The organism is Tenacibaculum xiamenense (assembly GCF_964513065.1).
Classification (GTDB): domain Bacteria; phylum Bacteroidota; class Bacteroidia; order Flavobacteriales; family Flavobacteriaceae; genus Polaribacter; species Polaribacter xiamenense.
The window spans coordinates 312,109-327,396 of the sequence record NZ_CAZEQU010000034.1 but is presented as its reverse complement, the minus strand read 5'-3'; the positions used below and the strand labels follow the sequence as shown (position 1 = coordinate 327,396).

Genomic DNA, 15,288 nt, shown 5'->3' with positions numbered 1-15,288 from the left:
GTTTTTTAAACACTTAATATTTAGTTGTAATATATTTCATCTAGTGAAGCTATTTTCTCGCTCTTATCTCTTCTAAATATATTTTTAGCTTCAACATTTGAAATAGATTCTTTCCCTATAGCCGCAATCATTTCTTTTACAGCAGCCACCGTTTTCTGATGGTAATTTTTTACTCTTTCATTCTTATACTTAACAACCAAAGCCTCAACCAAATCTTCATCTTGAGTTGCCACGCCAACCGGACAGGTATCTAAGTTACATTCACGGGCTTGAATACACCCCAAACTAAGCATAAAACTTCTTGCCATTCCTATTACATCTGCTCCAAGTGCTAGATATTTTACAACATCAAAGGCATCAACTGCTTTACCGCTAGCTATAATTTTAATTTGATCTCTCAAACCATATTTTTTCAATGTTTTGTTCACAAAAACCAATCCTTCAATTAAAGGAGTACCAATGTAATTCGTAAATTCTAATGGTGCCGACCCGGTACCTCCTTCTCCACCATCTACAGCAATAAAATCAGGATAGTTATTTGAATCAGCAAACTCTTTTATCATAGATTCAATTTCATCTGTATTACCAACACAAAATTTAACTCCAACAGGTTTACCATCACTCAAATCTCTAACTTTCTGAATAAATGCAATCATTTCTTTAAAATTAGAAAATGATGAATGACGAGGAGGTGAATCAACTCTCGTAAATGGTTCTACCGATCTGATTTTAGCTATTTCTTCTGTATTCTTTTTCGCTGGAAGAATTCCACCATGTCCAGGCTTAGCTCCTTGAGAAAATTTTATCTCAATCATTTTCACTTCTGGCTTGATTGCATTCTTTTTGAAAATCTCATCGTTAAAAACCCTCTTTCCATTCTTGGTTTCACCTGCTCCGAAATACCCAGTTCCTACTTGAAATATCAAATCACCACCCTGTAAATGATACGGTGAAATTCCACCTTCTCCGGTATTATGGGCAAAATCACCAAGCTTAGCCCCTTGATTCAAAGCCATGATAGCATTCTTACTCAATGAACCAAAAGACATTGCAGAAATATTAATTATTGACGCATTATACTTTTGAGAACACTTATCTGACCCAATTAAAACCCTTTCTCCCGCAATATGATGATGGTCGGTAGGAAAAAGTGAATGCTTTACAAATTCATATCCTTTTCTATAAACATCATGTTGAGTACCAAATGGTATTGTTTCAATTTCCTTTTTTGACCTCTGATACACAATACTTCTTTTTTCTCTGTTAATAGGAGTTCCATTTAAATCATCTTCAATAAAGTATTGCTGAATCTTTTCGCGTTCTTCTTCAAAAACCCATCGTAATCTCGCAACAATTGGAAAAGCTCTCATCAATGAATGTTTCTTTTGAACAAAAGCATCAAAAAGCGCTAATAATGTAAAACCAGTTGAAATGCTTAATAAAATAAAATTCCCCATTTCAGGCATAAAAAACGTTAGCACCCCACACAAAACGTTTAAACCTATGACAACAGCAAGTATCGTATCTCTCATATAATCAAGTTTTAGATTCTAAAAATAGCAAGTTTTATTGCATAAAAAAAGCTCTGATATAATCAGAGCTCTTATATTGTAAAAAATTCAAATTATTTCTTGAATTTTGCGTATTTGCTTTTGAATTTATCGATACGTCCAGCTGTATCAACTAACTTAGACTTACCAGTATAGAAAGGATGAGAAGTTCTTGAAATTTCCAATTTGATTAATGGATACTCAACTCCTTCAACTTCTAAAGTTTCTTTTGTGTTTGCAGTAGATCGAGTAATAAATACATCTCCGTTTGACATATCTTTGAATGCAACCAATCTATAATTTTCTGGGTGTATACCTTTTTTCATCTTAATATTACTTTAAATTTTATAATGAAATTGCTCAAAGTTGGTAAAGCTTTAGGCGCCTTCACAAAAATCAAAAACCTGCAATGGCTATTTGAGGGTGCAAATTTAACCCTTTTTTTTAATTTCCAAACAATAAATTGTTTTAATTTGTAGGGTCAAAAACAAACTTGAATACAAATATCATTTTATTATGAACATTTATAAACACCTTGCTTTTATCTGTTTAGCTGGAATACTACTAATATCATGTAGTGAAAACAACTACAAATTTAAGCTTAATGCCACTAAAAAAGCCAACTTAGGAGCAAAAGCAAATATTAAATTTGAACAATTAAAGGGCGATAAAATTGATTCAGTTCATATATATGTAAACAAGAAGAGGGTTAACAAAAATGAAACAACAGTTTCTTTTAACACTTCAGATTTTGGAGTTGGAAAGCACTTGATTACTGCCATAGCTTTTTATCCAAATAAATCGAAAAAACTAAATAACTCTATTGAAGTTTTTGCAAACAAAGCACCTAAATTACTTGGATTCAAAATAATAAACACTTATCCTCACGACAACAAAGCCTATACTCAAGGGCTTGAATATCACAACGGATATTTATACGAATCTACAGGTAGAAGAGGTGAATCTAGTCTAAGAAAAGTAGACATAAAAACTGGAAAAGTTCTTCAAAAAACAGACCTAGATAAGAAGTACTTCGGAGAAGGAATGACAATTTTCGACAATAAAATCTATTGGCTTACTTGGCAAGCTCGTAAAGGTTTTATTTATTCGTTAGATACCTTCGAAAAAATTGGTAGTTTTGATTATAATAAAAGTAATGAAGGCTGGGGTTTAACACATAATGAATCTGAGTTGATTAAATCTGATGGAACAAATAAAATTTGGTTTTTAAATCCAAGCGACCAAAAAGAAAAGAGAAGTATTCAAGTATACACCAATAAATTAACCATTAAGGAACTAAATGAGTTAGAACTTATTAATGGAAAAATTTATGCAAATTATTGGAAAAAACCACTTATTGCAATAATAAACCCAAAGAATGGTACCGTTGAAGGAATTGTTAACCTTACTGACTTAGTTAAAGAAATGAAAAAAACTCAAAATCTAGTTGATGAAGATGAGGTTTTAAACGGAATTGCCTATGATAAAGAAAATAACAGAATTTTTGTTACAGGTAAATACTGGAATAAATTATTTGAAATAGAAATTATTAAACAATAAATTCCTTTTAAAATTGTTATTTTAGAACCATTAAACCTTTCTTCTAAAATATTTTGATGAGATCTACTGTATTAGTTGTCGGACTTGTTATTCTAATTTTTTCTATAGGTTCTTGTAGAAAAGATTTTGATACGATACCAAATTATGGAAATTTAGAGTTTTCAAAAGACACTGTCTTCTTGGATACAATATTCAGCAATATCGGCTCATCAACTTATAATCTGAAGGTATACAATAGAGGTGATGATGCCATTACAATTCCATCAATAAAACTCCAAAATGGTACAACATCTAACTACCGCTTAAATGTTGATGGCATACCTGGTAAAGAGTTTGATAATATAGATATTTTAGCAAAAGACAGCATATTCATTTTCGTTGAAACTACAATTGACTTCGCGTCAATAACCGATCCTTTGTACACAGACAAAATCTTATTCGACAACGGTAATAATGAACAAGATGTAGATCTAGTTACTTTGGTTCAAGACGCTACTTTCATCTTCCCAAACAGGAACGGTTTAGAAGTAGAAACCTTAACTATCGATGGTGAAGAAACTAACATACAAGGACGTTACTTAACTGATGACGAATTGAATTTTACGGCGGAAAAACCTTACGTCATTTATGGGTATGCCGCTGTACCTTCAGGAAAAACACTTACCATTGAAAAAGGTGCTAAAATTCATTTTCATAATAATTCAGGACTAATTGTCGATAGTAATGCAACTTTGATCGCCAATGGTACTTTAGAAGAAAAAATCACTTTTCAAGGAGACCGTTTAGAGCATCGATTCAATAGAGTTCCTGGTCAGTGGGGAACTATATGGTTCAGACACGGTAGTATTAACAATATATTATCAGACGTGATTATAAAAAATGCAGTAGTTGGGATATTGGTCGAAGGCTTAACAGACTCACCATCAATTACATTACATAATACAGAAATATATGATTGCTCCGCTTATGGTTTATTCGGAAGAAACACCAATATTGTTGGTACTAATCTAGTTATTGGAAGTGCGGGACGTGCATCATTAGCTTGTACCCATGGTGGAAAATACAATTTCAATCATGCCACTTTTGCCAACTATTGGAATAGCAGTTTGAGACAACTCCCCTCAGTAATTATAAACAATCATTTTACTTTTAAAAATGATAATAATGAAGATGTTACTGAAATTAGGGATTTAATCGAGGCCAACTTCTCTAATTCAATAATTGAAGGAAATAACAATGTTGAGTTAGTTCTTGACAAATTAAGTTCAAGTGCATTTAATTATAATTTTAATAACTGCTTAATTCGATTTGATGATTTAAATAATGTTTATGCTAATGTGGAAGAACTAAATTTCAATAACACATCCCACTATCAAAACAATATTATTAATGGACTTCCAGATTTTAACGCTCCACTTGAAAATTTATTTTCCTTATTAAGCAACAGCAATGCCATCGGAAATGGCACACCCACATCCCTTAATTTAGATATAAAGGGTACCCCAAGAATACCATCAATAGATATCGGGGCTTTTCAGTTTGTAGAAGAATAGTTTCTTTTTTCTTAAATTATATCAAATTCTCTTTTTTTAAAATTTAGAATTCGTTAACATATTGAAGATTAGTAAATATTCCTCAAAATGAAGGAATTCCTTTATTTTTAAGGCAATTTCGCTTCATTTTTTTTGTTAAAAAATTGCTTCTTTAAGATTTATTTAAGATTTTAGCAACTAATTAATTCAAATAATTATATAATGAGAACAAAGTTTAATGGAATTTTAACGCTATTGCTGGCGTTGGTTGTGCAAATTTCCTTTGCACAAGACCGAACAATTTCGGGTACTGTTTCGGATGAGTCAGGTCCATTACCTGGGGTTACAGTCTTAAAAAAAGGTACTACACAAGGTACTGAAACGGACTTTGACGGAAACTACTCTTTAAAAGCTAAATCAGGAGATATCCTTGTATTTAGTTTTGTTGGGATGAAAACTGTTGAAAGAGCAGTTAACGGTTCCAACCAAATTAATGTACTTTTAGAAAATGACAACTTACTTGAAGAGGTTGTTGTTGTTGCTTATGGTACTCAATCTAAGGAATCGCTTACTGGATCGGTTGGAGTTGTTAAAACTGAAGAGCTTGAGTTAGTAAGACAATCGAATGTTGTACAAGGTATTGTTGGTAAAGTAGCTGGTGTTCAGGTATTAAACAACTCAGGACAGCCAGGTGCTGCACCTACTGTAAGAATTAGAGGTATTGGTTCAATAAATGCTTCTAGTAACCCTTTATATGTTGTTAATGGTGTACCATTTACAGGTAGTATCAACTCTATTAACCCAAATGATATTGAATCATTTACTGTCTTAAAGGATGCAGCAGCTGCTTCACTTTATGGAAGTAGAGGATCAAACGGGGTTATTATTATAACTACTAAAAAAGGAAAGACAGGAAGTTTAAGTATTAGAGCTGATGTAAGTACTACTATATCTACTCGTGCAGTTGAAGATTATAATGCTATTACAGATCCAGGTAGGTTTTACGAAGCTCACTTCATGGCAATGAAGAACTTCTTAATTAATAATGGTAATACTCCTTCGGATGCCGCAAATATTGCTGCTGAGAATTTAATTATAGATAATGCAAACTTAGGGTATCAACTTGGTTATAATGTTTATAATGTTCCTAACAACCAAGTTATTGACCCAACTACAGGAAAACTAAATTCCAATGCAAAATTACTTTATCATGAGCCTTGGGCCGATTATTTATTTAGAGATGGTTTTTCTACCAAGAGTTTCGTGAGTGCTGATGGTGGTGGAGAAAACTCTAAGGTATATTTCTCATTAGGGCATGAAGAAAATGAAGCATACTTAGTTAACTCGAACTTTGAAAGAGTTACAGCAAACTTCTCTATCGATCATAATTTCAATGATAAATTCCGTCTTGGTGGTTTAATAAATTATTCGCATACTCTTCAAAACGTTCCTGATCAAGGAGGTATTGCAGGTGCATTTAGCTGGAGTAGGTCTATTGCGCCTATTTATCCTGTTTTCGGATATGATTTAGATGGTAATCCAATTCTTGATAATAACGGTGTACATATTTATGATTTTGGAGATGGTACAGGAGGTACTCCTCAAAGAAGAAATTACGGGTCATTTGCAAACCCATATGCTACAGCCTTATTAGATATTAAGAAAAGAACAGTTGATAATCTTAATGGTCAAGCATTTTTTGAATATAACATTCCTTTCTTAGAAGGTTTAAAGTTCAGATATAACTTATCAGCAGATCTATTCTCAAGACATTTAATTTCTTTTGATACAGGTGTTGGAGGTGATGCTGGATCTGTAGGAGGTAGATCAACTCCTCAAGCTGATAGAACATTTACATTAACTCAGCAACAGTTATTAACATGGAATAGAACAATCGGTGACCATTCTTTTGATGTATTACTTGGACATGAATATGCTAGAACTGATAATGTCGTATTATCTGGATCAAAAACTCAATTTTTATTGCCAGATGAAACAGTTCTTGATTTAGGTATTAATATTCAGGGAGTTAATAATAACGAATATAATTATGCTGTCGAGGGTTATTTTAGTAGACTGAGCTATAACTTCAGAAATAAGTATTTCCTAAATGCAAGTTATAGACGTGACGCTTCTTCAGTATTTAGTCCTGAAAATAGATGGGGTGACTTCTATGGTCTTGGTGCTGGATGGAGAATTTCAGAAGAGTCATTTATGCAAGGCGCATCTTGGTTAAATGAGTTAAAACTAAAAGCCAGTTTAGGACAGCAAGGTAATGATAGAATTATTTATCCTGGTTTAACAAGGAGAAATTATTTGGCTTATCAAGACCAATTTACAGTTACCAATAATAATGGAAACTTCGGATTGTCTTTAGCTTACCAAGGTAATGAAGATTTAACATGGGAAAAATCTACAAACTTTAATACAGGTTTCGAACTAAATATATTTGATGGTCTTTTCAGTGTGGATTTTGAGTATTTCCAAAGGGAAGTTTCAGACCTATTATTTAACACTCCACAGCCACCTTCTTCAGGACTTCCTCCTTTCCCTGAAAATGTTGGAGATATGGTTAACAAAGGATTCGAATTTACCGTTAATAGTCAAATCATAAATAATCAGAATTTTGGTTGGTCTGTTGGTATTAATGGTACTCATTATAAAAATGAAATTACAAGACTACCTAGAGAGTTTGTAGATGCAGGTAACTTTAGATACGTTGAAGGAAGATCTATTTTTGACTACTTTAGAAGAGAATTTGCTGGAGTGAATAGTGCCAACGGTGCTGCTCAGTTTTATATAGATGTTCTTGACGCAACTACTGGTGAACCAACTGGTGAACGTGAATTAACTGAAAATCACTCAGAAGCTACACGTTATTTCTTAGATAAAAGTGCTATTGCAGACTTATATGGAGGATTTGGAACAAATTTAAGATATAAGGGTTGGAACTTAGGAATCAATTTTGCTTACCAGATTGGTGGTTATGGGGTTGATAATACATACAATGGATTATTATCTGGAAATGCTGGTACTAATTACCATGAAGATTTTTTCACACAAACTTGGACGCCAGATAACACTTCGGCACCATTACCTCTTGTTGTTCCAAATAATGATTTGAACTATTATAATGCATCTTCATTGCAACTTATAGATGCTTCGTATCTAAGTTTACAGAACATCAACATTTCATATAACTTTAATAGACAATTAACTGAAAAACTAGGAATAGACGAATTGAAAATATACGGTACTATTGATAATGTATATTTATGGAGTGAACGTCAGGGATATGACCCTCGTTTAAGTGTTACAGGAACGAACAATAATAATAACTTCTCTCTTGTAAGAAATGCGACTATTGGTGTTAATTTAAAACTTTAAGAAAAAATGAAAATAATTAAATCGATGTTTGGGTTAGCCTTGCTATCCTTAGTTATAACATCATGTAATAATGAATTGAATTTTGATACTAAAAGATTAGTATCTGATCAGCAGCTAGAAGATCTAGCGAACTCTTCACCTGAAGCTTCTTTGCTTATTAATATTGGTGTTGAAGATGGGCAATACGCCTTTATGCGCGAGTTTGCAACTAATTTCGAAGTTACAGGTTCACGTCATGATGACTTTGGTCAAAAATCGATAGACCTTGGAATGGACTTATTATCAAATGATATGGTTCAGGTTCAAGATCATTGGTTTGGTAACTACTATGCCTACAGAGGAAGAGTACAAAACTTTTCTACGACTAAAATAAACTTTAACTATTATTATTCTATCATTAGAAATGTTAACTCTGTAATTGAACAAATACCTGTTGATGCAACTGATAGCGCTTTAATTCATTTGAGAGCTAGAGCATTAGCGTTAAGAGCTTTTTCTTACTTCGGGTTGATTAGGGTTTATCAGTACACCTATCAAGGAAATCAAGGTGCTGCTGGTGTTCCTCTTTATGCTGGTGATGTAAATATTACTTCTAGAGCAACTGTTCAACAAGTTTATGATCAAATTTTATCTGACATCGATTGGGCATACAATAATATAACTGGATACACAAGAGCGTCTAAAGAGAAATTAAACAAAGCAGTAATTGCTGGAATCTATTCTAGAATTCTTTTAGAAACTGGTACTGACTACAACAAATGTGCTCAATTAGCGAGCGAAGCAAAAGCTTCTGGTAGTTTAATGACTAACTCTTCATATGTAAATGATGGTTTTTCTTTAATTTCTAACTCTGAATGGATGTGGGGAGCTGATATAAATTCAGAAACTTCTACAATCTATGCTTCTTTCTTTTCTCATGTAGCCTCTGGAAACCCTGGATACGCGGGCTTATTAGGTATTTATAAAAGTATTGATGCTAAATTATATGATGCGATTCCTGCAACTGATATTAGAAAACAAAATTTTGCGGATGGAAATGGTTCTTTGCCTAAATATGCAAATACTAAGTTCTTTGATTTTACATTCTTCGAAGGAGATTATGTTTACATGCGTGTTGCTGAGATGTATTTAAATGAAGCTGAAGCATTGGCTAGAGCAGGAAATGATTCTCAAGCTCAAACTGTGTTATTTCAATTAGTTAGCGCTAGAGATAGTGGATATACCCAATCGACTAACACTGGTCAGGATTTAATCAATGAAATCTTATTACAAAGAAGAATTGAATTATGGGGTGAAGGATTCGCTTGGTTTGATATGAAGCGTAATAAAGTTGATTTAAATAGAGATTATCCTGGAACAAATCATACTGCTTTCGGTCTATTTAACTTCCCTTATACAGATAATCAGTTCTTATTCCAAATACCAATTGAAGAGCTTGATAACAACCCAGATATTAATGTAGTGGACCAAAACCCATTATAAGATAATATAAATATTATTCTATAACAAGAAGAGACCGTTGTATCGGTCTCTTTTTTATTTGTAATAATTAAATTACCTTTGCAGCATGCAAGAAAACACAATTATTTTCGGTATTAGAGCAATTATTGAAGCAATAGAAAGCGGTTCTTCAATTAATAAAGTTTATCTCCAGAAAGGACTAAGAGGTGACTTATTTTACCAATTAGAAAAACTGACAAAAAAGAATAAAATTTCTACGAGCTTAGTTCCAGCTGAAAAACTTGATAGATTATCTAAACATAATAATCATCAAGGAGCTGTAGCCAAAATTGCTCCTATTGAGTTTAGTGATCTTGATACTTTAATTTCGACTACTTTAGAAAGTAACGATACACCATTATTTCTTCTTTTAGACCAAGTTTCGGATGTTCGTAATTTTGGAGCCATAATAAGAACTGCGGAATGTACGGGGGTTAATGGTATTATTATTCCAAAAAGTGGAAGCGCACCAGTTAATGCTGAAACAATAAAAACTTCAGCGGGCGCTGCTTTTAAAATTCCTATTTGTAAAGTTGATCATATTAAAGATGCTATATTTCATCTAAAATCTGCCGATATAAAACTCGTGTCGGCTACTGAAAAAACTGAAGACCTTATTTTCGATGTTAATTTTAATCAACCAATTGGTATAGTAATGGGGTCAGAACATAAAGGAGTTAGTAGTTCGGTTTTAAAGTTATCCGACTATAAAGCCAAATTACCTTTATTAGGAGAAATAGAATCTCTTAACGTATCAGTTGCTTGTGGTGCTTTTTTGTACGAAACTGTAAGGCAGCGTTCATTATAAAATAAAAAGAAGGAGATTCAGTGCTATTCTGAATCTTCTTTATATATATATCGATATCGTATTGTTTCTTTATCGAGAAGTTCTTCCTCTTCTTCTACAACAGGAGGAATATAATTTCCTTCGTCATCGAACATATCGTCAAATTCATTCCTTGAAAAAACAAACTTCTCCTTAACAATACCCTTCTTTCGGTAAAAAATAGCTAAAATTAATCCGACCAAAAAACCTGATAGGTGCCCTTCCCAAGAAATTCCCTCTTTTATTGGAAATACATACCAAACCATACTCCCATATAAAAAAATCACTACTAGTGATACCGCAACTAATCTAAAATGTTTCTTTAATATCCCACTAAAAAAAACAAAGCTAAAGAGCAAATACACTATTCCACTAGCACCAATATGATGAGACTCTCTTCCAATTACCCATGTCATAAAACCAGTTATAAGACCACCATATAATAAAGTCCTTATAGCCGCTTCTCGATAGAAATAAAGCATGATACTCGTTAAAACAAATAACGGAATAGAATTATTGAATAAATGACTTGTACCGCTGTGTATAAATGGCGAAAAAAAAACTCCTCTCAATCCAACAAAAGACCTTGGATAAACACCATACTTATTAAAATTTAATCCAAACTTAATTTCAATCCAATAAATAAACCATATTACAAATACCATCACAAATGGTATTACAATCATACTATCCGAAAACTTAAGTTCATACTTTTCACTCATAATATGTTATTATCAAAAATATATCCAAATGAAATTCTATGCTATTTTGTCATAATCATTTGAACTAAATTTAGTCAAAATAATTAGTAACTTTGACTTAAAATACTCTCTTTAAAATGAGCCAACCTTTAGCGGAAAGAATAAGACCAAAATCATTACAAGACTATATAAGTCAGCAACATTTAGTTGGACCAAATGGTATTTTAACAAATCATATCAAACAAGGAATAATTCCTTCGCTTATATTGTGGGGACCTCCTGGTATTGGAAAAACAACACTTGCTAATATCATTGCTAAAGAATCGGAACGCCCTTTTTACACTTTAAGCGCTATTAGCTCAGGTGTAAAAGATGTTAGAGAAGTTATTGAAAAGGCAAAAAAAAGTAGTGGTTTATTTACTCAAAAGAACCCCATTCTTTTCATTGATGAGATCCATAGATTCAGTAAATCTCAGCAAGATTCATTACTTGGAGCAGTAGAAAGAGGTTGGGTCACCTTAGTTGGAGCCACAACTGAGAATCCAAGCTTTGAAGTTATTCCTGCCCTTCTTTCGAGATGCCAAGTTTACATACTTAATTCATTTGATAAAAACGATTTAATTGCTTTACTGAACAGAGCAATAGAAAAAGATGAAATTATTTCTAAGAAAGAAATAACATTAAAAGAAACGGATGCTTTATTAAGAGTTTCTGGAGGTGATGCTCGAAAATTATTAAATACTTTTGATTTACTTGTAAGTACAGAAGATAAGGTTACAATAACAAATGACCTCGTTTTAAAAAAAATCCAAAAGACTCCGGCAAGATATGACAAAACAGGAGAACAACATTATGATATTATTTCTGCCTTTATAAAATCAATTCGTGGGAGTGATCCAAATGCCGCCGTATATTGGCTAGCAAGAATGATTGAAGGAGGTGAAGATGTAAAATTTATAGCACGTAGATTACTAATTTCGGCTTCTGAAGATATAGGAAATGCAAATCCTACCGCCTTAATTCTGGCTAATAATACATTCCAAGCTGTTTCAGTAATTGGTAATCCAGAATCAAGAATTATATTAAGTCAATGCGCTGTATATTTAGCTAACTCTCCCAAAAGTAACGCTTCTTATATGGCAATAAACGAAGCGCAGAGCTTGGTAAGAACAACTGGAGATTTACCTATACCACTACATTTAAGAAATGCTCCTACTAAGTTAATGAAAGACCTTGATTATGGGAAAGATTATTTATATTCTCATAATTATCAAGGGAATTTTATTAATCAGGAATACATGCCTGACGAAGTAAAAAACACTAAATTATACGAACCAGGTAATAATGCTCGCGAAAATCAATTCCGAGAAACTTTAAAGCAACGTTGGAAGAATAAATACAATTATTAATAAAAAAGGAGATGTGTTTTAAACATCTCCTTTTTTATCAACTCTAGCCAATTCTAGAATTTAATATTATATGATTTAGTTATTTTTTTCTCACCTTCATAATATTCCGCTTTCCAAAAACCATTCACTTTATAAACAATGCCTTTTCTATTTTTTAAAATAAATACACTTTCTAATTCAGATCTTAGCATAACAAACACCTTTTCCGGTTTACTATTTACAAGTTGAAATCCATTATTTACTGGCTGTGCATATAACAATTCCAGCTTATCATTTTTAGCCAATTTATCGTCTTGAGATACTGAAATCACTGGAGTTGTAATAGGTTTATCAACTTTAACTTCTCCTTCCTTAACAGGTACGTATTTATACCTTAAGTTTTTAATAGAAACAAAAGTATTTCTTATCGACTCATGGTAAGCCTTTTTAAAATCTTTCAGTTTACTTCTACCCTCTTTTGATGTGAAAAGTATGTTGTTATTACAATCTCTTAATTCCACGAAGTTTTTCGTTACAAACATACTCGAAGCATCTTTAACCACTCCCGTTAATCCTAAACATCTATTTCTACTTAAATCATCTGGCAACGCCTCGTTATCTAAGTAAGCTTTAAAACCATACTTTTCAAATAAAAACTTGGTTAATGAACTCGTTTGATATTGATCATCCTTTTTTAAAAAGTCGAATCTAGTTGGAATAATGACGTATTTGTAACTATTAATTTTTTTCTGACCATAACCTGTTAAAGTTATCGCACAAAAAATAACGAAAAACACTTTGTTAATCTTCATTTATTATTTTTATTATTTTCAACGATGAATATAAGAATATTTGAAATTTATTTTATCTAAAAATTAAATTCACTCCTAATTGAAAAGAAGCTGTATTAGTATCTGCTAAATTTGGTAATCCAAAAATATTATCAACAATACCATAAATATTCACTTTTCCAATCTTAGCTGATAAGCCAGCCCCTATGTTTGTGTAGGAAAAATCATCAACAGTATAAGTAAACTTCCCCATTAATCCTCTTAAAAACCTTCTTTCATAAAATCCTGTAAGAGCTAATCTCGGTCCTGTAGGTCTGAATACTGAAAATACTTGCGCCCCTACTCCATTATCATAATAATCATTATAACTCATATCATAACAGTTTTCTTCCTTTCTAGTTTTACCCCAAACATGTTTAACTGAAGCGTTAAACTTTATAGGTCTCATTACAGAGTACGAATCTCTATTCTCTTCTGTTGGAACCTTTGACTTAAAATCATTACTTAAATCTTCCCAATAGTTGGTATTATTTCCATCATATTGAAATTCTATTCCTGAAAACGAATAACTTCCATTAATATTTGCATTCCTAATATCTTCTGAATAACCGATAAATCCGATATCAAGTAAACTAGCAGTTAACTCCGTATTTTCATCTAACTGGTAAGTAAAACCTAAATCTATTCCTAACCCTAAATTTCCACCTAAAAAGGAACGACCTAGCAAAGTACCAGCTTCAACCACTTCATCATTCTCATCATAAATTCCAGAACTATATCCAGTTGCGTTTATATTATTTAAAAAATGTCTGTAAATATTATCTTGCCCTAATCTTGTTGTAAAGCTCCCAGTATTATTGGTTGTCATAACATTCGCTACTCCAGAATAGATTTTTAATCGACCTCCAACATTTAATTTTTCACTGACCTTTCTTGACAATCCGAAGTGTAAAACACCTAGTGCTTCTGCTTTAAAGTTTCCCTGAGACAAGAAGAATTTCTTATTTAAGTATGCTGCATTTCCTTCATTCAATAATGTAAAAATATCTTTTGGTGCATTCCCAAAAATATCCACTTCTGTATAAAAACCTGCCGAAATAAAATTTTTCTCATCCAACCTGAATCCACCACTAACGACTTCTACTTGAGAATTAAATTGCAAATAATCATCAGCTGTAATTCTATTTAGCGCATTTCTAAATTTTATATTTGGATCTACTCCATCATTCCTAAAAATATCAGCAACTGTAACACCTGTTATTCCAGCCTGAAATGAGATTCCAGACAACAAAGGAATTCCAACTGTATATTTATAGTTTACTCTACTTCCAGGATTTAACAATAATGTCTGAGGAATTTTATCAAACTCATACAACACCTGTTTATTCTGAGCCACAGATGTTATTGATATTCCTGTAAGGAACATCATAAAAACTACTAACTTTTTCATTAATTTATTCCGAAATAAAAGGTTCCTGCTGATTTTAATATAAATGTTTTGTCATCATTGATGTCAATTATAGAACCATCAGTGCTTGGCAGTAACTCTAACGTTACTTCTATTTTAGTTGAGTTTAAAATATTATTATTTTCCGATAATATTATCTCTTCTTTAACTTTATATTTACTTACATTTGGACCCACTGCAATCTGGGGAATCCTATATGTTTCGTCATTTGCTTGATTTAAAAACCTAAAATCTATAGTAAATCTTCTATTGAACGGGTTGGTTATTTCAAAATCAATATCAACTTTTTTCAGTCTATCAGTAACAGAATTTTCAAATATTTCTACTCTTGTTACATCAGTAATTCTACCTATCTCTACACCCGTTGGGCTTACCAAAGAAGTTTGAGGTAGGTTCGAATAAATTAATGATCCGATATAAGTGGGGGTCAACTCTATGTCATCCGCTTGGTCAAAGTCCAAATCTTCTACACAAGATGACAAGCCAAAGGCGACAATAAAAAAAATAATACTAACAATTCTATACTTCATATTTATGTACATATATTTAAGGTTTCTTCTTTTTATTAATAAACTTGTTTAAATT

Annotated in this window: 12 protein-coding genes; 6 read left to right on the top strand and 6 right to left on the bottom strand. The window is 32.2% G+C overall.

Annotation, left to right across the window (positions count from 1 at the left end):
• Positions 1–20: 20 nt before the first annotated feature.
• Positions 21–1,532, bottom strand: a complete 1,512-nt coding sequence (locus ACKTTV_RS16115; RefSeq protein ID WP_408031893.1) for an FMN-binding glutamate synthase family protein — start codon at positions 1,530–1,532, stop codon at positions 21–23.
• Between the two features lie 92 nt (positions 1,533–1,624).
• Positions 1,625–1,876, bottom strand: coding sequence for a type B 50S ribosomal protein L31 (locus ACKTTV_RS16110; RefSeq protein WP_408031892.1), 252 nt, complete (start codon positions 1,874–1,876; stop codon positions 1,625–1,627).
• 190 nt (positions 1,877–2,066) lie between these two features.
• Between ACKTTV_RS16110 and ACKTTV_RS16105 the strand changes: the two genes are divergently transcribed.
• From ACKTTV_RS16105 to rlmB, 5 genes are all read left to right on the top strand, one after another.
• The gene (locus ACKTTV_RS16105) at positions 2,067–3,110 is read left to right on the top strand and encodes a glutaminyl-peptide cyclotransferase (RefSeq protein WP_408031891.1); all 1,044 of its coding nucleotides are present in this window, start codon (positions 2,067–2,069) and stop codon (positions 3,108–3,110) included.
• 56 nt (positions 3,111–3,166) lie between these two features.
• Positions 3,167–4,663 (top strand): choice-of-anchor Q domain-containing protein, encoded by a 1,497-nt coding sequence (locus ACKTTV_RS16100; protein ID WP_408031890.1) that lies wholly within the window; start codon positions 3,167–3,169, stop codon positions 4,661–4,663.
• Positions 4,664–4,864: 201 nt separating this feature from the next.
• On the top strand, positions 4,865–8,029 hold the full coding sequence (locus tag ACKTTV_RS16095) for a SusC/RagA family TonB-linked outer membrane protein (protein ID WP_408031889.1): 3,165 nt from the start codon (positions 4,865–4,867) through the stop codon (positions 8,027–8,029).
• Positions 8,030–8,035: 6 nt separating this feature from the next.
• Positions 8,036–9,511, top strand: a complete 1,476-nt coding sequence (locus ACKTTV_RS16090) for a RagB/SusD family nutrient uptake outer membrane protein (protein ID WP_408031888.1) — start codon at positions 8,036–8,038, stop codon at positions 9,509–9,511.
• Between the two features lie 85 nt (positions 9,512–9,596).
• The gene (rlmB, locus tag ACKTTV_RS16085; protein ID WP_408031887.1) at positions 9,597–10,337 is read left to right on the top strand and encodes a 23S rRNA (guanosine(2251)-2'-O)-methyltransferase RlmB; all 741 of its coding nucleotides are present in this window, start codon (positions 9,597–9,599) and stop codon (positions 10,335–10,337) included.
• A gap of 23 nt (positions 10,338–10,360) precedes the next feature.
• On the opposite strand, the gene ACKTTV_RS16080 is transcribed toward rlmB, so the two are convergent.
• The gene (locus ACKTTV_RS16080) at positions 10,361–11,077 is read right to left on the bottom strand and encodes a rhomboid family intramembrane serine protease (protein ID WP_408031886.1); all 717 of its coding nucleotides are present in this window, start codon (positions 11,075–11,077) and stop codon (positions 10,361–10,363) included.
• Positions 11,078–11,193: 116 nt separating this feature from the next.
• Between ACKTTV_RS16080 and ACKTTV_RS16075 the strand changes: the two genes are divergently transcribed.
• Complete coding sequence (locus ACKTTV_RS16075) at positions 11,194–12,465, top strand: replication-associated recombination protein A (RefSeq protein ID WP_408031885.1); 1,272 nt, start codon at positions 11,194–11,196, stop codon at positions 12,463–12,465.
• Between the two features lie 53 nt (positions 12,466–12,518).
• Here the strand turns inward: ACKTTV_RS16075 and ACKTTV_RS16070 are convergent, their stop codons facing one another.
• The 3 genes from ACKTTV_RS16070 to ACKTTV_RS16060 are packed head-to-tail and all read right to left on the bottom strand — an operon-like array spanning position 12,519 to position 15,233.
• Positions 12,519–13,256 carry a hypothetical protein gene (locus tag ACKTTV_RS16070; RefSeq protein ID WP_408031884.1) on the bottom strand — a complete coding sequence of 246 codons (738 nt, stop codon included), beginning with the start codon at positions 13,254–13,256 and terminating at the stop codon, positions 12,519–12,521.
• Positions 13,257–13,308: 52 nt separating this feature from the next.
• On the bottom strand, positions 13,309–14,685 hold the full coding sequence (locus ACKTTV_RS16065) for a DUF5723 family protein (RefSeq protein ID WP_408031883.1): 1,377 nt from the start codon (positions 14,683–14,685) through the stop codon (positions 13,309–13,311).
• On the bottom strand, positions 14,685–15,233 hold the full coding sequence (locus tag ACKTTV_RS16060) for a hypothetical protein (protein ID WP_408031882.1): 549 nt from the start codon (positions 15,231–15,233) through the stop codon (positions 14,685–14,687). The genes ACKTTV_RS16065 and ACKTTV_RS16060 overlap by 1 nt, the downstream gene beginning before the upstream one ends.
• Between the last annotated feature and the right edge of the window lie 55 nt (positions 15,234–15,288).

What these genes read in the sequence shown, in the direction of transcription:
- ACKTTV_RS16115 (WP_408031893.1), bottom strand. Translation starts at nt 1,532, where the DNA reads ATGAGAGATACGATACTTGCTGTTGTCATAGGTTTAAACGTTTTGTGT.
- ACKTTV_RS16075 (WP_408031885.1), top strand. Translation starts at nt 11,194, where the DNA reads ATGAGCCAACCTTTAGCGGAAAGAATAAGACCAAAATCATTACAAGAC.
- rlmB (WP_408031887.1), top strand. Translation starts at nt 9,597, where the DNA reads ATGCAAGAAAACACAATTATTTTCGGTATTAGAGCAATTATTGAAGCA.
- ACKTTV_RS16070 (WP_408031884.1), bottom strand. Translation starts at nt 13,256, where the DNA reads ATGAAGATTAACAAAGTGTTTTTCGTTATTTTTTGTGCGATAACTTTA.
- ACKTTV_RS16095 (WP_408031889.1), top strand. Translation starts at nt 4,865, where the DNA reads ATGAGAACAAAGTTTAATGGAATTTTAACGCTATTGCTGGCGTTGGTT.
- ACKTTV_RS16060 (WP_408031882.1), bottom strand. Translation starts at nt 15,233, where the DNA reads ATGAAGTATAGAATTGTTAGTATTATTTTTTTTATTGTCGCCTTTGGC.
- ACKTTV_RS16100 (WP_408031890.1), top strand. Translation starts at nt 3,167, where the DNA reads ATGAGATCTACTGTATTAGTTGTCGGACTTGTTATTCTAATTTTTTCT.
- ACKTTV_RS16065 (WP_408031883.1), bottom strand. Translation starts at nt 14,685, where the DNA reads ATGAAAAAGTTAGTAGTTTTTATGATGTTCCTTACAGGAATATCAATA.
- ACKTTV_RS16105 (WP_408031891.1), top strand. Translation starts at nt 2,067, where the DNA reads ATGAACATTTATAAACACCTTGCTTTTATCTGTTTAGCTGGAATACTA.
- ACKTTV_RS16110 (WP_408031892.1), bottom strand. Translation starts at nt 1,876, where the DNA reads ATGAAAAAAGGTATACACCCAGAAAATTATAGATTGGTTGCATTCAAA.
- ACKTTV_RS16090 (WP_408031888.1), top strand. Translation starts at nt 8,036, where the DNA reads ATGAAAATAATTAAATCGATGTTTGGGTTAGCCTTGCTATCCTTAGTT.
- ACKTTV_RS16080 (WP_408031886.1), bottom strand. Translation starts at nt 11,077, where the DNA reads ATGAGTGAAAAGTATGAACTTAAGTTTTCGGATAGTATGATTGTAATA.